The 23,233-nt window shown below is 68.4% G+C and carries 18 protein-coding genes; 13 read left to right on the top strand and 5 right to left on the bottom strand.

Annotated elements, in window-relative coordinates:
- Positions 1-68: 68 nt before the first annotated feature.
- The 4 genes from QWY76_RS09875 to QWY76_RS09860 are packed head-to-tail and all read right to left on the bottom strand — an operon-like array spanning position 69 to position 6,246.
- Positions 69-647 (bottom strand): response regulator transcription factor, encoded by a 579-nt coding sequence (locus QWY76_RS09875; protein ID WP_290311012.1) that lies wholly within the window; start codon positions 645-647, stop codon positions 69-71.
- Between the two features lie 32 nt (positions 648-679).
- Positions 680-2,107 carry an HlyD family type I secretion periplasmic adaptor subunit gene (locus QWY76_RS09870; protein WP_290311011.1) on the bottom strand — a complete coding sequence of 476 codons (1,428 nt, stop codon included), beginning with the start codon at positions 2,105-2,107 and terminating at the stop codon, positions 680-682.
- Entirely contained in the window at positions 2,104-4,275 is a 2,172-nt protein-coding gene (locus tag QWY76_RS09865) for a type I secretion system permease/ATPase (RefSeq protein WP_290311010.1), read from the bottom strand. The genes QWY76_RS09870 and QWY76_RS09865 overlap by 4 nt, the downstream gene beginning before the upstream one ends.
- Before the next feature lie 60 nt (positions 4,276-4,335).
- Entirely contained in the window at positions 4,336-6,246 is a 1,911-nt protein-coding gene (locus QWY76_RS09860; RefSeq protein WP_290311009.1) for a TolC family outer membrane protein, read from the bottom strand.
- Positions 6,247-6,603: 357 nt separating this feature from the next.
- On the opposite strand from QWY76_RS09860, the gene QWY76_RS09855 reads away from it, so the two are divergent.
- Together QWY76_RS09855 and thiI are read left to right on the top strand one after the other, a co-directional pair.
- Complete coding sequence (locus tag QWY76_RS09855) at positions 6,604-6,885, top strand: hypothetical protein (protein ID WP_126480813.1); 282 nt, start codon at positions 6,604-6,606, stop codon at positions 6,883-6,885.
- A gap of 109 nt (positions 6,886-6,994) precedes the next feature.
- On the top strand, positions 6,995-8,473 hold the full coding sequence (gene thiI / locus QWY76_RS09850; protein WP_290311008.1) for a tRNA uracil 4-sulfurtransferase ThiI: 1,479 nt from the start codon (positions 6,995-6,997) through the stop codon (positions 8,471-8,473).
- 29 nt (positions 8,474-8,502) lie between these two features.
- On the opposite strand, the gene QWY76_RS09845 is transcribed toward thiI, so the two are convergent.
- A complete protein-coding gene (locus tag QWY76_RS09845) occupies positions 8,503-9,201 on the bottom strand; it encodes a TVP38/TMEM64 family protein (protein WP_290311007.1) in 699 nt (232 codons plus the stop codon).
- 1,027 nt (positions 9,202-10,228) lie between these two features.
- On the opposite strand from QWY76_RS09845, the gene QWY76_RS09840 reads away from it, so the two are divergent.
- From QWY76_RS09840 to QWY76_RS09790, 11 genes are all read left to right on the top strand, one after another.
- Complete coding sequence (locus QWY76_RS09840) at positions 10,229-12,124, top strand: phage tail sheath family protein (protein WP_290311006.1); 1,896 nt, start codon at positions 10,229-10,231, stop codon at positions 12,122-12,124.
- A 12-nt stretch (positions 12,125-12,136) separates the two neighbouring features.
- A complete protein-coding gene (locus QWY76_RS09835) occupies positions 12,137-12,661 on the top strand; it encodes a phage tail protein (protein WP_290311005.1) in 525 nt (174 codons plus the stop codon).
- A complete protein-coding gene (locus QWY76_RS09830; protein WP_290311003.1) occupies positions 12,661-13,374 on the top strand; it encodes a hypothetical protein in 714 nt (237 codons plus the stop codon). Before QWY76_RS09835 ends, QWY76_RS09830 begins: the two co-directional genes overlap by 1 nt.
- A gap of 802 nt (positions 13,375-14,176) precedes the next feature.
- On the top strand, positions 14,177-15,487 hold the full coding sequence (locus tag QWY76_RS09825) for a Pvc16 family protein (RefSeq protein WP_290311002.1): 1,311 nt from the start codon (positions 14,177-14,179) through the stop codon (positions 15,485-15,487).
- Positions 15,484-17,388: an ATP-binding protein gene (locus QWY76_RS09820; RefSeq protein WP_290311001.1), complete on the top strand. Its 1,905-nt coding sequence runs from the start codon at positions 15,484-15,486 to the stop codon at positions 17,386-17,388. The genes QWY76_RS09825 and QWY76_RS09820 overlap by 4 nt, the downstream gene beginning before the upstream one ends.
- Positions 17,385-17,645, top strand: a complete 261-nt coding sequence (locus QWY76_RS09815) for a hypothetical protein (RefSeq protein WP_290311000.1) — start codon at positions 17,385-17,387, stop codon at positions 17,643-17,645. The genes QWY76_RS09820 and QWY76_RS09815 overlap by 4 nt, the downstream gene beginning before the upstream one ends.
- A complete protein-coding gene (locus tag QWY76_RS09810) occupies positions 17,642-19,504 on the top strand; it encodes an eCIS core domain-containing protein (RefSeq protein ID WP_290310998.1) in 1,863 nt (620 codons plus the stop codon). Before QWY76_RS09815 ends, QWY76_RS09810 begins: the two co-directional genes overlap by 4 nt.
- Positions 19,505-19,634: 130 nt before the next feature.
- The gene (locus QWY76_RS09805; protein ID WP_290310997.1) at positions 19,635-20,951 is read left to right on the top strand and encodes an eCIS core domain-containing protein; all 1,317 of its coding nucleotides are present in this window, start codon (positions 19,635-19,637) and stop codon (positions 20,949-20,951) included.
- Between the two features lie 121 nt (positions 20,952-21,072).
- Positions 21,073-21,729, top strand: coding sequence for a hypothetical protein (locus tag QWY76_RS09800; RefSeq protein WP_290310996.1), 657 nt, complete (start codon positions 21,073-21,075; stop codon positions 21,727-21,729).
- Positions 21,726-22,094 (top strand): hypothetical protein, encoded by a 369-nt coding sequence (locus tag QWY76_RS09795; protein ID WP_290310995.1) that lies wholly within the window; start codon positions 21,726-21,728, stop codon positions 22,092-22,094. Before QWY76_RS09800 ends, QWY76_RS09795 begins: the two co-directional genes overlap by 4 nt.
- Positions 22,081-23,226, top strand: coding sequence for a hypothetical protein (locus tag QWY76_RS09790; protein ID WP_290310994.1), 1,146 nt, complete (start codon positions 22,081-22,083; stop codon positions 23,224-23,226). The genes QWY76_RS09795 and QWY76_RS09790 overlap by 14 nt, the downstream gene beginning before the upstream one ends.
- Positions 23,227-23,233 lie beyond the last annotated feature (7 nt).

Here is a 23,233-nt window from a genome sequence, read left to right as displayed (position 1 = left end):
TATTGGACCGATGGACAGGGTAACAAGATGTAACATGGCCCGGGATATCAGGCCCACGGGGATATCGCTCAGAGCGCATCCTGCTCCTGGTGGGAGAGCTTGAGAATCAACTGCATGCGATCACGCACGCCGAGCTTGCGGAACACGGCGCCCAGGTGCGCCTTGACCGTTCGTTCGGTGATCGCCAGGCGATTGGCCACGGCCTTGTTGCTGAGCCCCTCGGCCACGGCCAGGGCCACGGCCTGCTCGCGCTCGGTCAGGCACGCCAGGGTTTCCTTCTGCAGCATGGCCTCGCCGCCCAGGGTGCGGAAGGCACCGCCCACCACCTGGGCGAGCAGTTCCGGCCAGACCCAGATGCCCTGGTGGGTGACCACCATCTCCACCTGACGCAACAGCTCGGGTGGCGATAAGACATGGGCGTAGCCGCGGGCGCCGGCCCCCAGCGCCTGGAAGGCCTCGAGGGAGTTCGGCGCATAGCTCAGCACGCTGAGGATGGCGCCACGTCGACTGAGGTTGGACACGAGCCCCGACCACCGGTCCAGGTCGCTGGTCACCCAGACCCGATCGCCGGCGCCGGCCTGGGCCCGCGCCTGCTCGGGGGTGACCAGCCGAGCCTCGGCGAAGGCCTCACGCCAACGAGGTATCACATCGTGCCCCTGACACACGAACAACTGCGCCATCATCGCTCTCCCATGGCATTGTCCCAGGCCCGCAGGACCGGCTTGAGGAGGTACTGCATCACGGTGCGCTTGCCGGTGAGGATATCCACCTCAGCGGTCATCCCGGGAATCACGTCCAGTGCCTCGTGCGCGTTGCCACCCTCCCGGGTGCGAACCCGGACCAGGTAGAAGGTATTGCCCTCGTCGTCGGTGATGGTGTCGGCGCTGATATGGTCCAGCTCGGCCTCGAGCCCCCCGTAGATGGCGAAATCGTAGGCGGTGAGCTTGATGGTCGCCGGCTGCCCCGGGCGCAGGAAGGCGATGTCCTGCGGGGCGATGCGTGCCTCCACCAGCAGGGCATCGTCGCTGGGCACGATATCGACCACCTCCTGGCCGGGCTGCACCACCCCGCCGAGAGTGGTGATGCCCAGGCGCTGCACGACCCCGTCGACCGGCGAACGGATCTCGGCCAGCCGCACCCGGTCCTGTAGGCCGGTACTCGACTCATCCAGCGCCGCCAGGTCGCCGAGCGTCCGGGAGAGTTCATTGCGCCATTCGTTGCGGGCTTCCAGGGTCACCTCGCGGCGTTGCGCCTGAGCCTCCTCGATGGCGGCCTGCAGGCGCTCCACCTGGGCCGCCGCCTGGTTGCGTTCGCCGCTGGCCTTGGAGACCTCGCGCTGCAGCCGCAGCACCTCGACCTCGGAGACCGCCCCGCTCTCCAGCAGCGGCCGGGTCAGGTTCAGCTCCTGGCTGGCCATGCCGAGCTCTCGTGACGCGGTATCCCGTCGTGACCGGGCCTCGTCCAGTTCGGCGCGCCGCTGCGCCAGGCGCTCCTCGAGGATGCTCTGCTGCTCCGCCAGCGCCTCGAGACTGCTCTGGTAGAGTTCCCGCTCCCGGGCCACGAGACCGGGAGCCTCCTCGCGCAGCGTGGCGGAGGGCGTGAAGTCGGAGGCCGAGACCAGCGCCCTCAGGCGTTCGGCACGCACCTCCAGGGCCTGGGCCTTGGCACGATTCTCCCGGAAGGTGGCCAGGAAGCGCGTCGGGTCGATGCGCATCAGCCGCTGCCCCGCCGCCACCCGGTCGCCCTCCTCGACCAGGATCTCCTGTACCACCCCGCCATCGAAGGACTGCACCTTCTGCAGCTGGCTCGAGGGAATCACTCGCCCGACCCCGCGGGTCACCTCGTCGATGGCGGCGAAGGCCGACCAGGCGATCAGGGCCACCACCGCCAGCAGCACCCCATAGAGCAAGGCCCTGGCCCGCAGCGGATCCTGCTGCAGCCGCGCCCAGTCGGCGTCGCTCGCCCAGTCGCGGTCGAGATGGGCCGCCGTCACGCGGCGGGCGAAGAGACGATCGATGAGCGGACGGAAGGCACGGCCGCCGGTTTCGGAGAACCGACCGATGGCCTCGAACCCCTGCTGCTCCGCACCTCGACGTGAGGAGCTCATCCGCCGGCCCTCCCGATCTGGCCCTTGCGCAGGGCTTCCACCACCTTGTCGCGGGGCCCGTCGGCCACGACCTTGCCGGCGTCGATGACGACGATGCGATCGACCAGCGACAGCAGCGAGGTGCGGTGGGTCACGACCACCAGGGTCTTGCCCTGGGCATAGCGCTTGAGCCTGGCCTTGAACGCCTCCTCGGTGGAATGGTCCATGGAGCTCGACGGCTCGTCGAGCAGCAGCACCTGGGGGTCATGGACCAGCGCCCGGGCGATGGCCACGGCCTGGCGCTGCCCGCCCGAGAGCCGCTGCCCCCGCTCGCCGACGTTCAGGTCGACGCCCCGGGGATGGCCATTCACCAGGTCCTCGAGGCCACTGAGCTCGATGGCACGCAACAGCGCCTCGTCCTCGACGCCATCGCTGCCCCCGCCGGCGACGATATTGTCGCGCAGGCTACCGCAAAACAGGCTCACGTCCTGGGGCACATAGCCGACATGGCGGCGCAGCTGAAGCGGATCGAACTGGCGAATGTCCACGTCGTCGAGCCTCACCGCCCCGCTGGACGGCGCGTAAAGATTCAGGACGAGCTTGTTGAGGGTGGTCTTGCCGCAGCCGACGCGTCCCAGCAACGCCACCTTCTCGCCCGGCTCGATGCGCAGCGATACGTCACGCAGGGCATCCTGCTCCTCGTCGGGATAGCGAAAGCTCACCTTGTCGAAGCGAATATCGCCCCGGATCACCGGACGATCGATGAAGCGCTGCCCCTCCGGGCGCTCGACCGGCAGCTGCATCACCCCCTCCAGCGACTGCAGGGCCGTGGCCGACTGATGGTACTGCGCCAGCAGGGTCGCCGCCTGGCTCACCGGGGCCATGGCCCGGGAAGAGAGCAGGTAGGCGGCGATCAGCCCGCCCTGTGTCAGCTGGCCATCGATGATCAGGTAGACCCCGATGAGGATCACCACCACCGCCACACTATGCTGGGTCCACAGCGCCACACTGGACACCGAGGAGCTCACCAGCCTCAGCTGTGCCGCGGTGCGCGAGAGAAAGGCCGAGGCCCGCTCCCAGGTGCCCTGGATGCGGCTCTCGCCGCGCAGCGCCTTGACGGTCTCGAGCTGGGAGACCGACTCCACCAGGGTGGCATTGCGCTGGGCACTCACTCGCCAGGTGGTCTCGGACAGCTCGTGCAGCTTGCCCTGTGCCGCCAGGGCGTAGAGCAGCACGAAGGCGATGCCGCCCAGCACCGGGAGCACCAGCGGTGGCCCGATCATCGCGATGATGCCGGCGAACAGCAGCACGAAGGGCAGGTCGACCAAGCCGACCACCGTGGCGGAGCCGATGAAGGCGCGCACCGCTTCGAAGGACTGCAGCGTCGCCACGAAGGAGCCGGTGGAGGCGGGACGTGCCGCCATGCGCAGTCCCAGCACCCGGGACATGATCGCCGAGGACAGCTTGACGTCGGCGCGGCTCGCCGCCAGGTCGACGAAGGCATTGCGCATCAGGCGCAGGGCCAGGTCGAAGCACAGCACCACGAAGATGCCCACCGCCAGCACCCACAGCGTCTCGGTGGCATGGTTGGGCACCACCCGGTCGTAGACGTTGAGCACGAACAACGGCATGGCGACGGCGAACAGGTTGATGACCACGGAGCCGGCGATCACGTCCCGATACAACCGACGGTTCTCGCGCATCACGCCCCAGAACCAGTGCCCTGACGACGGGTGCCGGACCTGCGGACCTCGCGCATCGAAGCGAAAGCGCGGTCGCACGTAGATGGCCTGGCCACTGTAGCTGTGCTGCAGGCCATCGAGATCGACCTCGGTCTCGGCCTCGCCGAGCTCGGGAAAGATCACCCGGGCGCGGCGGGATTTCAGGTCGAGGGCCACCAGCACGCAGGCCCGCCCGGGCTCGAGCAGCAGCACGGCCGGGAACAGCGCAGGGTTCAGTTGCACCAGGCGGGACTTGACGATCCGCGCCGACATGCCGGCACGGGCCGCCGCCCGGGGGAAGACCCCCGGGGTGAGCCGCCCGGCCTCCAGGGGCAGGCCAGCGGTCAGCGCCTCCGCGCTGGCATCATGGTCATGGACGAGGGCGAGGGTCTGCAGGCACGCCAGCAGTTCGTCCCGCACCGCCGAACTGGCGCCGGCCCCCTCTTCCAGGGTTTCCTGTTGTGTCACGGACACCTCTGCACTCGGTCAGTGTCACGGGTACCGGGGGCCGACGCCCCCGGCCAGGCATCATCCCGTGACGCGCCCCTGGAAGCCGGACTCACGCTGGCCCAGCTCGAGGTCTTCCCCGATCCGCTCCAGGGTGACCTCCACCCGGCGGTTCTGACGCCGTCCCTCGGCGGTGGCATTGGTGGCCACCGGACGACGCGAGCCGAACCCTTCGGTCTCGATCAAGCCGGCGGCGACACCCTGGTCCACCAGATACGCCCCCACGCTCTCGGCACGCCGCCGCGACAACGGCTCGTTGATGGCATCGGACCCGGTGATATCGGCATGGCCGGCGATGTAGACGCGCGCCAGGTCGTTGCGCCCGCGAATCCGCGCGGCGAGCGAGCGCAGCTCCTCGCGAGCCTCGAGGCTCAACTCGGCGCTGTTGATCTCGAACAGGGCATCGGCGGAGAGGGTCAGGTCCGGTGCCCGGGTCGCGGTCGGGGTGATGCCGTCGGTGAAGTCCGCCAGGGTATAGCCACTGGGCCCCGGGGCCGGACACACCGTCTCGGGGTCGAGACGGACGCCCTCGCTGCCGAGCTCCGACAGGCTGGGCACATCGTCGCGGCGGACCTCCAAGGCCTGCATCAGCTGGCCCATCGCGGCCAGGGTGCGGGCATCGGCCAGGGCCACGTCATACTGGGCGTTGACGTGGGCCCGGCTGGCCTCGAAGAACTCGTTCTCGGTGTCGAGCACATCGAGCAGGCTGCGCTGGCCGATATCGAACTGCTGCTGGTAGGCGCCGCGTACCCGGTCGGTGGACTGGCGATGCTGGTTGAGGTAGGCCAGCTGCTCGCGCAATCGCCGGGTATCGTTGTAGGCGATCTGGGTGGTCTGGCGCACGTCCACGCAGGCCTTCTCGCGCAGGTGGATGGCCTGCTCGACCCGGTCGCTGGCGGCACGGAACGCCGCCAGGTCGCTGCCACCACGGTACAGGTTCATGCTGGCGACCAGCTCGATGCTGTGGCGGTCCTGCCGCTCGTCCGGCGTCAACAGGCTGGTGCTGTCGCCGTCCTGGTAGGTGCCGGTGCGCCCCACCAGGTCGAGCCGGGGCTGGAAGTCGGAGCGGGTGCCGCTTCGCTGCGCCCGGGAGGCGGCGATGTTCTCGATGGCGGCGTGGAATTGCGGGTTGCCCTGGAAGGCCAGGTCGAGGGCCTGGGAGACATCGGTGGGTAGCCGGTCGTCGAAGGTCGGTGCCGGCGCCAGGCTCGCCGCCGGCAGATCGCCGACGATGCGCTGATAGCGGGCGGTCACGTCATGCAGGTTGGACGCCTCGGTCATCAGGTTGGACTCGGCCAGGGCCAGGCGGCCGCTGATCTGCTCCAGGTCGACCCGGCGACCGGCCCCGGACGCCACCCGCTGCTCGATCTGGTTGAAGACCTCCAGGTGCTTGCGATAGTTGTCCTGGGCGAGGCGCACCAGCTCACGGTAGCGCTGCACATCGAGATAGGCCCGGGCGGCCTCCAGGGCCACCCCCTCGCTGGCGCCGAGCAGCTCGTAGTAGCGCACCAGTTCCGCGCGGTCGAGGCGCTCGACCTCGCTGCGGGTGGCGAAGCCGTCGTAGAGCATCTGGGTCAAGGCCAGCTCGGCGTAATCGGTATCGTAGCTGCCCCGCCCATCGTTCTCGCGGTCCTCGATGCCCACCCCGGCGTTGACGTCGGCACTCGGCAGGTAATTGCCCCAGGCCGCGCGGGCATCATGCCCCGAGGCCTGGAAGGCCCGCCAGGCGGCCTGGACCTCCGGATTGGTGGAAATGGCCCGTTGCACCACCTGCTGGAGGTCGGCGGCCCCCGGCGACATCAACCCGGCGGGCAAGGATTGCGCCACGGCCGAGGCGAGGGGTAACAGGGCCAGGGTGGCACCGGCGGCCACGCCCCTGACGAGGCGCCTCCCGATCCTGGTCGATGACGGCTTCGTATGCGCGCGTGTCATGGCAGATCCCTTCGTTGTGCGTAATGGGAGAAGGCTCGAGCAGCGCACCCTGGCCGATACCCCAGGCGGCTACCCACCTCCTGCCCTTGTTATGGGGATGCCTCATGTTCTGCGGAGCCGGCCCATCATTCGCCAGCATGAGAAATCCCTTCTTCCAGGCATTACATGCAACATACTGTTACACACATTAACAAGGATTGTCATACTTGGCAGCCGGTCCCAAGGCAATTCCTGTGAGCGATCGACCACGAGTCATGTAAGCGATGTCTTACACGACATGGCCCCGGCCTCTCGCGCCCGGGGCCAAACATGGTATCGTCTCGGCAATACAGCACCGGCCCGCACAAGGAGAACGCCATGTCCTCATCGGAAATCCAGAAGACCCGTGTGATCAACGAGCTACGCAGCTTCATCAAGAAGCTGCTCCAGGACCCCAAGATCCTCGAACAGTCCCTGGAAATCGCCCGGCAGCGCCTCGGCGACGGCGACCAGGCCGATGTCATGGCCCGCATCGCCAACGAGATCTCGGATACCACCAGCGTGCACATCCCGGAAGATCCCGCCGAGCACTCCGAGGCCGACCGCCTCTTCCTGGAGCTGCTCAAGGAAGTCGTGCGCGAGGAGCAGGCCCTCTACTGACCGCGAGGGGCTCGCGTGGCGGCCACCGCGGTGCCGCCCGCCGCCACGCCCCTGCGCCTCGCGGCGACGCCTGATAGAATGGCACGACACTTTTTCCACGCCTCGCCGCATGTCCTACCTGATCAAGCTGCACCCCGAGATCACCATCAAGTCCCGCTCGGCCCGGCGGCAGATGACCCGCTGCCTGACCGGCAATATCCGCACCATCCTGCGCCGCCATGACGAGCGCATAAGGGTTCGCGACCAATGGGACTCGCTTCGCGTGCGACTGCCCGCCGGGCTGAGCCATGACCTCACCGCGACCATCGAGGACGACCTGGCCCGCATTCCCGGCATCCAGGAGATCCTGGCGGCGGAGGATGTGCCCTTCGTCTCCCTGGACGATATCGCCGAGCGCCTCGTCCCCCTCTGGGGCCCGCTCATCGAGGGTCGTCGCTTTCGCGTCAAGACCAAGCGCCGCGGGCGTCATGAGTTCACCTCGGAAGACATCGAGCGCCACCTCGGCGGCGCCCTGCTCCGCGCGGCGCCCTCCGCCAGGGTCGATCTTGGCCATCCGGAGGTGGTGGTGCCGGTGGAACTCACCGATGATCGCGTCCAGGTCATCCGTGCCCGCTGGCCCGGCCTGGGCGGCTATCCGCTGGGCGTTCAGGGCCAGGCCCTGGCGCTGATGTCGGGGGGCTTCGACTCGCCGGTGGCCGCGTGGCGCATGATGCGCCGGGGGGTGAAGACGCACTTCATCTTCTTCAACCTGGGCGGCCCGGCTCACGAGGCCGGGGTCCGCGAGGTCACCCACCATCTGTGGGCACGATACGGGGCCTCGCACCGGGTCCGTTTCCTCTCGGTGCCCTTCGAGGGCGTGGTCGGGGAGATCCTGCGCAGCGTGCCCGACGGGCTGATGGGGGTCGTCCTGAAACGCATGATGGTCCGTGCCGCCGGCCGGGTCGCCCAGCGGGCGAGGATCCCGGCGCTGGTCACGGGGGACGCCATCGCCCAGGTGTCGAGCCAGACGCTCACCAACCTCGGCCAGATCGATGCCGCCAGCCCGGTGCCCATCCTTCGCCCGCTGCTCACCGAGGACAAGCAGGCCATCATCGACCAGGCACGGGACCTCGATACCGCCCGCTTCGCCGAGACCATGCCGGAATATTGCGGGGTGATTTCGCGGCGACCGCATATCAGGACCGACGCCGAGCGGCTCGAAGCCGCCGAGGCCGACTTCGACTTCTCGGTGCTGGATGCCGCCCTGGAGGCCGCCGTCACCACCCGCAGCGACCGGCTCGGAGACCCCGCCAGCACGCCCGGCGAGGTGCTGACGGTGGACTCGCCGCAGGCACTCTCGGCGATGCATGCCCCCTGCGTGATCGACATCCGCGCGCCGGCGCAGCAGGAGGCCGCACCGCTGGAGGTCAGCGAGGTGCCGCTGCTGGAGATTCCCTTCTACGAACTGCAGGACCGCGCCCCGACCCTGCCCCGAGACCGGCACTACCTGCTGTTCTGCGACCAGGGCGTGATGAGCCGCATGCAGGCGCTGCACCTGGCCGACCGCGGCCTGGAACACTTCGGCGTCTATCGCCAGGAACCGCGCTGAGCGCGGGGCGGACGCCTGGGCTGCCAGCCCTAGGGGGGATGCCTGAAGTGGTCGACGAACGCCCGCCAACGCTTCGGCAAGGGTATCCAGCCGGCATCGATCGACTTCGACAGGGCGAGCAACAGGCAGAGGACCCCCACGCCAACGATCATGGCACGGCTATCGTCGATGGCGATGCCCTTCCCCGCCAGCACATAGATCAGGGTCATGGGGAACATGCCCAGCGCCGTCGCCACCAGGAAGCGACCGGTCGTCAGCGCGGTCAGTCCCGCCGCGTAGCTGACCAGGGCGAAGGACATCACGGGAATCAGCCGCGCCAGTAGCACCATGCCGAAGAGCAGGCGCTGGGGGCATTCGGGGAACAGGGCGACGTGACCATGGAAGAAGCGCTCTATGACCGGTCGCCCCACCAGCCGGGCGATCCAGAAGCTCAGGCCGGCCCCCAGCAGGGCTCCGGCCATGCTGAGCAGGAAGGCCAGCAGCGGATCATAGATCATCCCCGCCGCCACGCTGACCACCATGGTGGGAATCGGCCCCACCACCACCGTGAGCGCCATCACGCCCGCCAGCACCGGGGGTCCCCAGGGGCCCAGCCTCAGGCCCAGCTGCTCCAGGCGGACGGGGGCGAGCCACCCGGACTGGTAGACCCAGAGCCCCAGTGCCACCAGGCCCAGCAGTGCCAGCCCCCCCAGCAGCGCCTGACGCCTGTGCCGCGGATCGACCTTCATCTCGGTCCCTCGCTTCACCCAACCTGCCACCCGTGGACAATGCAGGCCTTCGACCTCACAGGCGTACGGATCCCCGATGCCAGTACACCTGGCCCAGCCCCCGCATGCTGCCCAGCGCCACCTGGTTGGCCCGGTCGACACTACCGACAACACGGACACGCCAGAGCCCACTCTCAGTCTAGTTCTGCGCTCGACAGCGCAGCGGCAGGCAAATTCATGACCGGTCCGCGGCAAGAACGAAAGTCCTCACGCCGTGGCCATCTTACGGCACACCTGCTCCAGGCAACCCGGCAGGGTCGGGGTATCTCGCCTGGGCAGCGCATGGCTGCTAGTGCCTTGCTCACTCCAGCGCAGCCGTCGTGCTTCCCATGGCCCCGGTGACGTTGACGGGGCCTCGCCGGTCAGTACGCCCACGGCATGGCGACCACCAAGGGCAGCAGGGATCACAGGCGATCTCTCGAGCAATCACCGCGCCTTCTTCCGTCCGCAAAGCCCTCCTTAGCCGGCGCCTTCCCGACCGAAAAAGGGCTCACTAGACGAACGGAACCGCAATGGATGAACCCACCTCGCCCCCATATCCGGTAAACCAAGACACCCCAAGATACCATGACTTTTTGACGCCTTATGGGCAAAAACCCGTTCCAGCAACCTTCCTTTCCTTTGCATAATTCCCCCCCTCCTCTCAATAAGTCAAAAATATTCTAATAAAGGCAAGTTGTTTATATGCATTTACTCATAAAATAATAATGCTCCGACTTCAGCGCAGCCTCCAACCCTCTTCGCAGTCGATCCACCCACCTATGAACCTGTTCTTATTGGACTTTCTCTAATATCACCCGATGCCAACCGGTCGCCTCATGGGCCGGCCAGGCAAATTCCTTTCCGGCATCATGGCAAACCGGGACACCCCGGACTAAGTTGAGAAAAGTAAACGACACAGCATGAGATCGGTACCGTTTTCAGACTACGGCGCCGGGGTAACCAGTTGTAAATCCCGCCACGCACTGCCCTGAAGAGGATTCGTGCCATGCCATCTTCCCTGACGTATCCCGGCGTCTATATCGAAGAGCTCTCCAGTGGAGTACGCACCATCAACGGCGTCGCCACTTCCATCGCCGCCTTCGTCGGCTTTACCGCCAAGGGCACGCCCGACCTGGCACAGCACATCACCAGTTTCGCCGACTTCGAGCGCCGCCACGGCGGCCTGCACCGCGACAGCCCGGTGTCTTACGCGGTGCGCCAGTTCTTCTCCAACGGCGGTACCGAGGCCTATGTGGTGCGGGTGGCGAGCGGGCATGCACCGGCACGCTGGCAACTCGCCGATGGCAGCGGCACCGTGCTCGAGGTGGCAGCGGCGAGCCCCGGCGCCTGGGCCAATGCACTGCGCCTGGAGGTCACGCACACCGGCACGCGCAATCCGGATGCCGACTTCAACCTCATCGTCTCGCAGCTCGTCGCCTCGGGGAGCGGCTCACAGCTGGTGCCGCTCGAGACCCATCGCAACCTCAACCTGAATCCCCAGTCGGCCGACTACGTCGCCTCGGTGATCAATCACGCCTCGCAGCTCGTTCGCGTCAGCGAAACCGGTGGTCTGGTGTATGCCAACCAGGGCATCGCGGTGAGCCAGGCGATCGCCTTCCCGTTCACCGTCAGCGACAACGTCATCGCCGGCACGGTGGACGGCGACACGGCGTTCTCGCTCACGCTGCCCGCCACCCCGGGCGACATGAGCGGGCTCGTCTCGGCCCTGAACACGGCGATCAACGACGCCGGCCTCGCGTCCCGACTGCTGGCCGAGGAGTCGGGCCTCGACGGCGACACCAGCGGCACGGGGAGCCTGCGCCTCGCCTCCCTGGCCACGGGAGCCTCGTCGACGGTGGTGGCGGCGAACGGCGCCTTCGGCGGACTGGCGGCGACCATCGGCTTCGGCCTGGCCAACGGCGGGCGCGAATTCACCGGCGCCGCCGAGCACCGCCCCGACGAGGTCGCCGACGTCGTACCGTCCACACCGGGCGCCGACGGCAGCAAGGGGGGCGCGACCGAACTGATCGGCAGCCCCTCCACCAAGCGCGGCATCTACGCGCTGCGCGACGTGGACCTGTTCAATCTCCTGTGCATCCCCGAGACGCGTGACCTGCCCGAGGCCCAGGCCGACCCGGTCATCCAGGCGGCGGTCGCCCTATGCGAGGAGGAGCGCGCCTTCTACATCGTCGATGCGGTGGCCGGCCGCAACCTGACCGATATCGCCGCCTGGGCCAACGCCGTGACCCAGTCGCGCAATGCGGCGGTGTATTTCCCCGCCATCGTCGCCGCCGACCCGCTCGATGCCTTCCGCCAGCGGGCCATGGCGCCCTCCGGTGCCATAGCCGGCGTCTGTGCCCGTACCGATGCCACACGCGGCGTCTGGAAGGCGCCCGCGGGTACCGACGCCACCCTCAACGGTACCGCCGGCCTGAGTGCGCCGATGAACGACATCGAGAACGGCACCCTCAACCCGAGCGGCATCAATGCGCTGCGCAGTTTTCCCGTCTACGGCAGGGTCATCTGGGGCGCCCGCACCCTGCGCGGCGCCGATGCCCAGGCCGACGAGTACAAGTACATCCCCGTGCGTCGCCTGGTGCTGTTCCTCGAGGAGAGTCTCTACCGCGGTAGCCAGTGGGTGGTGTTCGAGCCCAATGACGAGCCCCTGTGGGCACAGATCCGCCTCAATCTCGGCGCCTTCATGCAGACGTTGTTCCGTCAGGGCGCCTTCCAGGGCGCCAGCCCCCGCGAGGCCTACTTCGTCAAGTGCGATGCCGAGACCACCACCCAGAACGACATCGACCGGGGCGTCGTGAATATCCTCGTCGGCTTCGCGCCGCTCAAGCCCGCCGAATTCGTGGTCATCAAGATTCAGCAGATGGCCGGTCAACTCGAAGTGTAAGGAGGCACTCCCATGGCACAGTTCAGCGTCAACGCCCAGCGCTTCGATCCGTACAAGAACTTCAAGTTTCGCGTGAAGTGGGAAGGCCGCTACGTGGCGGGCATCAGCAAGGTCGGGGCGCTCAAGCGCAGTACCGAACTGGTCGAGCATCGCGAAGGGGGCGACCCTTCCACCTCGCGCAAGTCGCCGGGGCGCACCAAGTACGAGGCCATCACCCTGGAGCGCGGCGTCACCCACGACACCGAGTTCGAACAATGGGCCAACAAGGTGTGGAACTTCGGTGCGGGGCTGGGCGCGGAGGTGTCGCTCAAGGACTTCCGCAAGGACCTGATCATCGAGGTCTACAACGAGGCCGGCCAGCTGGCGCTCGCCTACAAGGTGTTCCGCTGCTGGGTCTCGGAATACCAGGCCCTGCCCGACCTGGACGCCAACGCCAACGCCGTCGCCATCCAGACCCTCAAGCTCGAGAACGAGGGCTGGGAGCGCGACTACGAGGTGACCGAACCCAGCGAACCGAGCTTCAACGAGCCGGCCTGATGATGGCCCTGACCCCGGAGCGCCTGTTGTGGGCCTGGGAGCACGGGCGGCGACGGCATCCCATCGACCGCGCCCTGTTGCTCCATGCCCTGGCGGCGCCAGACCTGCCCCCCGAGCGACTCGCCGATGAACCTCTCGGCAACCGCAACGCGTCGCTGTTCGCCTTGCGCTGCACCGCCTTCGGCGACCGCCTGGAGGTCTGGCTCGACTGCCCGGCCTGCGGCGAGCGGCTGGAATTCACCCTCGATGCCTCGCAGCTGCCCCCGACCTCGTCGGCCGAGCCCACCGGGCCCCTCGAGGTGGCCGGCCAGCGACTGACGCGCCCCACCAGTCGCCACCTCGCACGCCTGGTGCCCCTCGACGACGAACGGCAGGCGGCCGTGCAGCTGCTGCGCGACTGCCTCGCCTCCGACGCGCCGCTGCCCGAGGACGAGACCGCCCTCGTCCGGTTGATCGAGGCGGCCGAGGCCGCCCTGGAGACCCAGGACCCCTGGGCCGAGCTGTCGCTGGCGTTCCGCTGTCCCGCCTGCGGTCAGGGGGACACCGCCAGCTTCGATATCGCCGACTACCTGTGGGAGGAGCTCGACGGCCGGGCCCGGGCGTTGCTCGATGATATCCATGTCCTGGCCCGGGCCTACGGCTGGAGCGAACCCCAGATCCTCGCGCTGAGCGATACCCGCCGCGCGGCCTACCTCGAGAGGCTGCAGGCATGAGCGGCCTGTTCCGACGACTCGCCCGGCAGGCCCGTGCCCCGGCCGCCCTGCGGGTCCATGCGCCGACGCGCCTGCCCTATCAGCCGGCACCCGCTCCCCGGCCGGAGCCGCCGGCGAGCGCCCCGTCCCCGCTGGCGACTCCGGCGAGCGAGCCACGGGCCTCCGCCGAACCCGAGCGGCGACTCGCGCCCGCGACGCGGCAGGACGCCGCATCTCCCGGGGCCGCGCCCGAGGTCGAGGCGAGAAAGGCTCCCGATGTCGAGGGACCACTGCCGCCGCAGACCGTCACCGCGCCCACCGAGACCGAAACCGCATCACCGTCGGCAGTCCACCCCCAAGGGGCCGTCGAGACGCCCTCCACCGGCTCATGGTCGACCGCAACACGGCCTGCCGCCCCGACGGTCGCCTCCGAGCCGCGCCTCCGCGCCCGTGTGCCGGCCCGCCAGGCCTCCCCCGTCGAGCCACCGGCCGCACCGAGTTCGCCTCTCCCGCATACCCTGACGCCGCTTGCCATTTCCTCCGCTGGCGGCTCGCCCGAAGACCTCGCGTCCCCCGCGGCCCTGTTGCCGCCCACCGAGCCGCGCCGGGAGCCCTCGCCGCCCACGGCCAGGCCAGAATCGGCGACGCCCACGCCGATGTCCGCGGATAGCGGCCCCGCCGAGGTACACGTGCATATCGGGCGCATCGAGGTGACAGCGGCATCGTCCGCGCCGAGCGTCAACAGGAAGCCAGCGGCAGCACGCAGCGACGCGGGCCTGATGTCGCTGGACGACTATCTGGCCAGGCGTCGGGAGGAGCACTCATGAGCAACGCCCTGGCGATCGCCGGCGTGACCGCCGTGCTCCGCGACCGGCTCAACGATGGCCTGGTCAACCACAACATCAGCGGCGTACTCGGCAGTACGGTGACGGTCAGCGTGCTGCCCCCGGACCGGGTCGTGCCAGAGGGTGGCTCCGAGGCCAGTCAGCTCAACCTCTTCCTCTACCGGGTCAGCCCCAATACGGGCTGGCATGATCAGGGCCTGCCCGCCCACGAGCCCGGCGGCCGGCAGCGGCTCGGCAATCCCCCGCTGTCCCTCGACCTGCACTACCTGATCTCGGCCTACAGCGGCGGCGATCTGCATGGCGAGATCCTGCTGGGCCATGCCATGCAGCTGATGCACGAGTTCCCGGTGATCACCCGCGAGATGATCCGCACCGCCCTGGTCCCCTCGCCGGACGTGGGGCTGGATCTGCCGCCGGCGCTGCGCTCGCTGGCCGACTGCGGCCTGGCCGACCAGGTCGAGCAACTGCGCATCACCCCGGAGTTTCTCGATACCGAGGAGATCTCCAAGCTGTGGACGGCCACCCAGTCGCACTTCCGGCCCACCGCGGCCTACCAGGTCTCGGTGGTGCTGATCGAGGCGACGCGGCCGACCCGGCCGACGCTGCCGGTGCTCACCCGGGGCGAGATCGACCCGCTCTCCGGCCGGGAAAGGGGCGTGGTGGTCAGTCCCGACCTGCTACCGCCGTTGCCCACGCTCGAGGCGGTGCGCCCCGCGGACAACCAGCCGGTCGCACGGATGGACGAGACCGTGACGCTCGAGGGCCATCATCTCGACGGCGCGGCGCGCGAGGTGCGCCTGCGCAACGACCGCTTCCGCATCGACGAGCTGCTCGCGGCAACCGGGACGAGTGACGCGTCGCGCCTCACCTTCACCCTGCCCGCGGCGCGCGCGGCCGACTTCCCCGTCGGGGTCTACGACGTGAGCGCCCGGCTCGTGCGACCGGGCGAGAGCCTGCCGCGCGAAACCAACCGGCTCGCCCTGACGCTGGCCCCTCACATCACCAACCTGCCGCAGGCGGTGGCGCGCGATGGCAACGGCGATGCCGCAATCACCCTGACCTTCACCCCCGAGCTGCGCCCCGGCCAGTCGGTGTCGCTACTGCTCGGTCACGAGGAGATCAGTCCCGAGGGCTTCGTCGCCCCCCTCGCGACGCTCGACTTCATCGCTAGCGACGCAGACGCCGGTGCCCCGCTGGCGCGGCTGCGCATCGACGGCATCGACAGCCCGGTGGCGGACCGCAGCACCACGCCGCCGACCTTCCTCGATGTCCGGGTGACCATCTCATGAACGCGCCGCTGGACCTCGACTGGACCACCGCCAACCAGCAGCTGCTGGTAGCCGAGTTCGCTCGCCTGGGCGCGCTGCTCGGCGAGGGCGACCCGAGCGAAGCCCGACGCGAGGTCGAGGCCGCCTCCGCGCGCATGCCTGCCACCGCCGCCATCGATACCCTGACGCAGCTGTTCGCGCTGAGCGGCTTCGAGCGCGACGTGCTGCTGCTCACCGCCGGCGTGGAGATGGACACCCGGCTCACCGCCCTCTGTGCCCGGGCCCTGGGGCAAGCGCACGCTCCCTGGGCCACGTTCGGCCTCGCCCTCGACACGCTGCCCGATCCCCACTGGAGCGCCATCGCCCCGGTGGAGGCGCTGCGCCGCTGGCGCCTGATCGAGGTCGACGACAGCCTCGGCCTGACCGGCGGCCGGCTCAGGCTGGACGAGCGCGTGCTGCATTTCATTGGCGGACTGAACTATCTCGACCACCGCCTGGCGCCACTGCTGGAGGCCGTGCCACCGGCCGGCCTGATGGCCGAGGCGCACCGCACCATTGCCGCCGAGGTCGTCACGCGGCTGCAGGCGCAGCGCGGCCGGCTGCCGCCGGTGATCCTCAGGGGCGACGACGCCGCCGGGCAGGACGACGTGGCCGCCCACCTGGCCGAGCGTCTCGGCGTCGCGCTGTTCCGGCTGCATGCCGACGCCATCCCCGAATCGCCTCATGAACAGGACTCGCTAGCGATGCTGTGGCAGCGCGAGGCCGCCCTGCTCGGCGCCGGCCTGCTGATCCGGCATCGGGAGCACGAGAGCCGAGACGCCCTGCCTCATCTGCTCGCACGACTCGATGGCCTGGTCATCGTCGCCGCTCCCGAGGCACCGCGCCTGGACGGCGATAGCCTGGGCGTCACGGTCGACAAGACCGACGCGCCGGGACAGCGCGCCCTCTGGCACGCCGCCCTCGGCGACCGGGCTGCGGCCCTCGACGCCACCATCGAGACCCTGGCCGGGCACTATCGCCTCGATGCACGGCGCATCGCTCGCATCGCCACGCGGCTGGAGGGCGACGACCTCCCCAGCTTGCACCACCTCTGCCGGGGTGACGCCGGCGGCCTCGGCGCACTGGCCCAGCCCATCGACGCCCGTGCCAACTGGGACGACCTGGTGCTGCCCGAGTCCCAGCGCCGCACCCTCGAACAGCTCGCCGTGCATACCCGCCACCGTCTCATCGTGCACCACGACTGGGGCTTCGCCGACAGGAGCAGCCGCGGCCTCGGCATCGCCACCCTGTTCACTGGCGAGAGCGGGACCGGCAAGACACTGGCCGCCGAGGTCCTGGCCAATGCCCTGGAGCTGGCGCTGTATCGCATCGATCTCGCCTCGGTGGTCAGCAAGTACATCGGCGAGACGGAGAAGAACCTGCGCCGGCTGTTCGACGCCGCCGAGGACATCGGCGCCCTGCTGCTGTTCGACGAGGCCGATGCCCTGTTCGGCAAGCGCAGCGAGGTCAAGGACAGCCATGACCGCTACGCCAACATCGAAGTGAGTTACCTGCTCCAGCGCATGGAGGCCTATCGCGGCCTGGCCATCCTCACCACCAACCACAAGGCTTCCCTGGATACCGCCTTCCAACGCCGCCTGCGCTTCGTGGTGCACTTCCCCTTCCCCGACGCCGCCCAGCGCGAGGCCATCTGGCGCACGGTGTTCCCCAGCGCCACCCCGCTCGGCGAGCTGGACTACACCAAGCTCGCGCGGCTCAACGTGGCCGGCGGCAGCATCCGCAACATCGCGCTGTCCGCCGCCTTCCTCGCCGCCGAGGCCGGTACACCGGTCACCATGGGCCACCTGCGGCGCGCCGCCCACCTCGAGGCCGCCAAGCGCGAGAAGGCACCCTCCGACGCCGAAACCCGGGGGTGGTCATGACGCGCCTGGTGCTGCATATCGACCGGCTGGTGCTGCGCGGCATCGATCCCGACGATGCCGAGGCGATCTCTGCCGGCCTCCAGGCCGAGCTGCAGCGCCGCCTGGCCGCGCCGGCTGCGGTCGACGCCCTGGTCGAAGGCGGCGACCGGGCCCGGCTCCGAATCCAGCCCCATGTCGTTGGACAGGCCCCAGCCAGCGGTGGCCGGGCCCTGGGCAGCGCCATCGCCGACGGCCTCGCCGGGAGGAAGCGATCATGACACGACACGCCAGGCACCATCCCGCCCCCCACACCGCCGATGTCCAGACCGGCCTCCTCCAGCGTCGCTGCGCCTGCGGCGGCGCCGCCTCGCCGCTCACCGGCGAGTGCGAGGAGTGCCGGCGCGACGCGACGCCTGGCCTGCAGCGTCGACTGGCCATCGGCCGTCGCGACGATCCCCTGGAGCAGGAAGCGGACCGTGCGGCGGCCCGGGTGCTGCAGGGGCAGCACGCCGAGCCGACACGGGGTACGCCACCCCGCCTTTCTCGCCGCGGCGCCCAGACCGCAACGCCGGACGCCACCGCCCCGCGCAGCGTCCACCGCACCCTGCAACGACCGGGGGAGCCACTGCCCGGCGCGACCCGCGCCTTCTTCGAGCCGCGCTTCGGCCACGACTTCGGCCGGGTGCGCATCCATCACGATGCGGCGGCGGCCGGCTCGGCCCGGGACGTCGACGCCCTGGCCTATACCGTCGGCCGGGACGTGGTCTTCGGCCAGGGCCAGTACGCGCCGCACCGTCCGGCCGGACGCGAGCTGATCGCCCATGAGCTGGCCCATGTGGTGCAGCAATCGGAGCAGGCGCCCCACCGGCTCCAGCGACGGGCAATCCATGACGGCGACATTCTGTTCGAGGGAACCTGCGAGTTCCTCGCCTGCAATTCGAAGTGGGCCTGCGAAGATGCCGACAATGGCGTGGCCTGTGCAGACGGCACACGCAATGCCCATTCGGAAACCGGCAAGAGATACCGGCCGCTCTTCACCTGTGATACCCGCTGCGAGAACAACAGAACCTGTGAGGATGACGGTAACTGGATGGCCATTCCCAGCGGCAGATTTGCTCGCAGCAAGTGCGGCCAGGATCTCGTGATTTGTGCCAATGGCCACTTCACCCACGGATCGGTCCGAGACCGCTCTTCCGGTGAGCACTGGGAAGTCAGCCCCGGCATCATTGATCGGCTCGATGTTGCCCGGGGCACCTTCACCGGCGCCATCTACGGAAGCGAGAGCGACCAGGCGTTTCTCCGCGATTCAAGGTGTCGTCCATCGCCGGAGACAGATACGGAGCCCGGTAGTCGCAAGGGGGGTGACGAGGATAACCAGGCGGATGAGGCAGACACGCCAGCAGAGCATGGCAATGCCCGTGACACCCGAGGGGCGTCGGGAGCTCGCCGAGTATATTCATTGACCTTCGATGACGGGCCACACGCCGCTCCCCTGGGCGGTGGCAACAACCGCACCGAAAAGGTGCTGGACACGCTCCAGGACAAGAGCGCGACTGCAGGCTTCTTTGTCCAGACGCATGCACTCAGCGGAGAAGGCCGACCGTTACGCGGCAACACCCCCGTTGGGCGTCAGCTTATCAGACGCATGCGGGCCGATGGCCACGCGATCGGTATCCATACGGGAGGCACAATCGACCACGAATCACATCCCTCCGCCCAGGCCGCCGGACGATTGCAATCGGAACTGGAGACGGCCAGGTCTTTCATCCGCGAGACAACGGCAACGCCTGATCAAGCGGGGGTTGAGGCGACGCTGGTGAGACCACCATATGGCAGGTCCAATGAAGCCGTGGAGCAGACCTATCAGAACCTGAACTTGACCAACCTTCTCTGGGATATCGACGGGGATCCTCGAGGGGAAATGTCACTCGCCGATCTCAAGACCCAAGTCGCCGCAGGCATCCGGCGAATCGCAGCAAACAACTGGCGAGTTTCAACCCCTGCCGCACCGAAGATTGTCATCCTGTACCACGATATTCGCAGAAACACGTCCTCTCACTTGGGTGATGTCATGGAACATATCGAGCAGGTCACGCATGACATCGACGGCTCGAGCGCTAGCTTCGAGCGCCCCTAGACGAGTGGCGGCCACGGCGAACAGGAGAATCCTCATGGCCCCATGCAGCAAGGCATCCCGGTGCGAGCAATGCGAGACTGGTCGAAAGACAGCCTCGGCCTTCTCCCCCTACGGTCTCCAAGGCGCGCCGGTGGCCGGCACGCTGAGCCCTTCTCGACGCGCACAATTGGAAGCCGAAGCCGATACCCTTGCGGACCGTTTCATGAATTATCGATCGGCAATGGCGCCCAGGTCCCCTCTCGACGCGCCGGGCTTCCACAGGCCATCGCAGGCCGCCACCGTCGGCTCGATGCCGAAGACAGCGGTCCCTGACATCCGTCAGTCAAGCCCTCCCAGCGACACGATGCTGTTCAAGGAAGACGAGGAGGAGGCCAACAGTCAAGGCGGGACGCCAGCCGAGCCAAAGGGAATCGATAGCATTGAAGAGACGGCCGAAACGCAAGTCGGCGAGCCGAGTTCGGAGCGGTCACCCGAGGAGCAGGAGGCTGTCCTCACCAAGCGCATCGACAACCGAGGGAGGCCTGCGACACTCCCTCCAGCTACTGCGGGAAGTGGCCGCCCCCTGCCAACATCGTACCGACAGGAGATGGAGGCATTCTTCGGCCGCGACTTTTCCGGTGTCCGCATCCACAATGACGGGGCCTCTCATCAGTACACACAGCACCTTGGCGCTCTGGCGGCCGCGAGTCGGCATCATATCTACCTATCCAACCGAATCCCCGCCGGGCAATTCCCGCATCTGCTGGCCCACGAGCTGACCCATGTCGTACAGCAGAACCGGGCACCTCGCCTCGATCGCCAGCCTGCCGGTGTCGACATCACCGGCCAGGCCCCGACACATCCCGTTCTGCTGCAGAAACCTTCACCGGGCTTGCCCCCCGCCATCTCCTCAGCCCCGGAAGGCGTGCAGTGCTACCAGGACACGATATGCAGGGGGAAGCGCAGCGAGCACGACAGCACACAGCCCTACGATTTCCCCGATACCTATATCAGCCAGGTCAACGTGTCGCTGACCGACCAGCGGGTCACGCTGGACTGGACCGGCCCCAACGTTGCCGAAGCCGAACGCATCGTTCGGCGTGTCACCGGCGATGGCATCATCAATTGTTCCACAGGCGCCGGGGTACGCGGCGAGACCAGCTGTAACGATACCGGTCACAGCACCCGCAGCGGAAGCTGCTGCACCCCGATCGGCTCGTTCACGCTAGGAGGCCAAAGCTGCGTCACGCCGAAACTGAAGCTGCAGAACTTCAGTGGGTTCCAGCGCGCCGGCATCGGACTGCATTACTACTCCGAGGTACCACGTCATCCCGCCTCACATGGGTGCGTCAGGCTGCACTGGGGCGCCTCGAAGATCATCTTCGACAGTGCCCGCCCCGGGCATACCACCGTCGCGGTGAGCGGTCGCTATGCCGGCTCCTACCGCCGCTACCGAAGTTGCTCCTGAGACGCACGATCGACATGCGTCGAAGACCGTATCTCGTGGCCAGCGTCAGGAATGCCAGGCACTTGAGGAGACGCCGAATGATGGACCGCAATGATGATGATCAGCGACAGCAGGCCGGAAGATGAGTGGCTTTTCCAACTCCCCGCGCCTGGTCAAGGGCGGCATCGTGCTGGTCGACCCGGCGTCGGCCCGGGTGCGCCGAGTGATCGCGCTGCAGTACAACCCGGATTCGCTGAGCCGCACGCTGCAGGTGCAGACCCCGGGCGAAGGCGCCGAGCGCTCCGAGGCGCTGCGCCTGACCGGGCCGGCGGTGGAAACGCTCAGCCTCGAGGCGGAGATCGACGCGGCGGACCAGCTCGAGTTTCCCGACCGCCACCGGGGCACGGTCGAGGCCGGTATCGCCCCGCAGCTCGCGGTGCTCGAGGCTCTGATCAACCCGGGCAGCAGTGAACTGCTCGCGCGCAAGGCGCTGGCCGATGCGGGCACCCTGGAGATCGCGCCCATGGAAGCCGCGCTGGCGCTGCTGGTCTGGGGCGCCAACCGCATCGTGCCGGTGCGGGTCAACGACTTCTCGATCACCGAGGAGGCCTTCGACCCGTCGCTCAACCCCATCCGCGCCAAGGTCACCCTGGGGCTGCGCGTGCTGACCATCGACGACCTGGGCTTCGATCACAAGGGCGGCGGCCTGTTCATGGCCTACCTGCAATCACGCGAACGACTCGCCGGCCGGGCCGCCACGGTCGGCTTCGACGCCCTCGACATCGGAGGCCTACCATGACCGATCCGCTCAAGGCCTTCCTGCAGGCCAACGCCCTCACCTCGCCGGCCTTCGCGCCCGACAGCCGCTACCACAGCCTCGACACCGCCCAGTGGGCGGCCCCCGACGGCACCCCGGTCACCTACGTCAGGCGGCGTTTCATTCCGCCGCCCGAGCGGTTCGCCACGCTGCGCGAGCATGTCGTCGAGATGGGCGACCGCCTCGACACCCTCGCCGCCCAGCACCTGGGCGACCCGCAGCAGTACTGGCGGCTGTGCGACGGCAACGGCGCCCTGCGCCCGGCGGAACTGACCGACACCCCCGGCCGCCGGCTGCGCATCACCCTGCCGGAAGGCGTGCCCGGAGGCACCGATGTCCAGCTCTAGTGCCCTCCACCTGAGCCTGATGATCGGGCCGGTCGCCCCGGTGCCCGTGCCCGCGATGATGATCGAGGCGCTGGAGTCGGTCACCGTCACCAGCGAGGCGGGGGCGACCAGCGGCTTCCAGCTGCGCTTCCGGGTCAACAGCGAGTCCGAGCTGAACACCCTCTTCCTGATCGCCGTGGGCCAGAACACCGGACTCGGAACCCCGCCGCTGCGCGTGGTGCTGATCGTCACCCTGGGCGGCCGCCCCCAGCCGCTGTTCGACGGGGTGGTGACCAACGTCGAGGTCCAGGCCGGCCAGCACGGCCAGCCGGGCAGCATCTCGGTCACCGGCGAGGACCTCACCCGGGTGATGGACATGCTGGACTTCTCCGGCCTGCCCTATCCGGCCATGCCGATCGAGGCGCGGGTCGCACTGATCTGCGCCAAGTACGCCGCCTTCGGCATCGTCCCGCTGACCATCCCGGCGCTGTTCCCGGACGTGCCGATCCCGGTGGAGCGCATCCCGGCCCAGCAGGGCACCGACCTGGACTACCTCCAGCAGCTGGCAGAGGAGGTCGGCCACGTGTTCTACATCGAGCCGGGCGAGGTGCCGCTGACCAACGTTGCCTACTTCGGCCCCGAGATCAAGGTCGGCCCGCCGCAGCCGGCGCTCAACATCGACATGGACGCCCACACCAACGTGGAGTCGCTGAACTTCCGCTTCGACCCCACCAAGGGCGTGCTGCCCGTGGTGTTCATCCAGAACCCGCTGACTCGCGCGCCGATCCCGATTCCGATCCCCGACCTCAACCCGCTGCAGCCGCCGCTGGGCGCGCTGCCGGCACCGATCGCCAAGCTCAGGATGCTCAAGGACACCGCCAAGATGAACCCCATGCAGGCGATCTCCCGGGGGCTCAACGAGGCCAAGAAATCCCAGGATGCCGTCACCGCCAGCGGCAGCCTCGACGTGCTGCGCTACGGTCGCCTGCTCAAGGCGCGCAAGCTCGTCGGCGTGCGCGGCGCCGGCGTCGCCTACGACGGCCTCTACTACGTGAGCCGCGTCTCCAGCTCCATCAAGCGCGGCGAGTTCAAGCAACGCTTCGAGCTGACCCGCAACGGCCTGATCTCGATCACGCCGACGGTACCGGCATGAAGGGGGC

It is taken from the genome of Halomonas maura, from assembly GCF_030409305.1.
GTDB classification, from domain to species: domain Bacteria; phylum Pseudomonadota; class Gammaproteobacteria; order Pseudomonadales; family Halomonadaceae; genus Halomonas; species Halomonas maura.
This window is presented reverse-complemented; position numbering and strand designations above follow the sequence as displayed.